Origin of the sequence: Pseudoalteromonas sp. SG44-1 (assembly GCF_014164315.1) — a bacterium.
Lineage (GTDB): Bacteria > Pseudomonadota > Gammaproteobacteria > Enterobacterales > Alteromonadaceae > Pseudoalteromonas > Pseudoalteromonas rhizosphaerae.
Map to the genome: position 1 here is coordinate 1 of NZ_JACJEW010000276.1, position 317 is coordinate 317.

General features: G+C 53.9%; 1 protein-coding gene. It reads left to right on the forward strand.

Annotated elements, in window-relative coordinates; all coding sequences use genetic code 11:
* Nucleotides 1-317: Ig-like domain-containing protein (locus H5187_RS24150; protein WP_259401781.1), on the forward strand; the 317-nt coding region annotated here is incomplete at both ends.

Sequence of the window (317 nt, forward strand, 5' to 3'; positions counted from 1 at the left end):
TTGGCTGATGGCAGTTGGTCGGTGGATGTACCGACCCCGCTTGCAGAAGGCGCTTTTGTTGTTGATGCTAGTGTCACCGATGCCGCCGGCAATACCGCCAGTGACACAGAAAATGGTGGGGTGATAGACACAACAGCGCCGATTGTCACTATCGATGCACCGGCATTGACCAACGACAATACGCCGCTGGTCACAGGGACATCGGATCTAGCCAATAGTGACATTGCGATTACCTTTACGGATGGCAATGGCAGCCATACGGTGACAGTACAAACCAATGCTAGCGGTAATTGGAGTGCAGAAGCCACGCAGCCGCT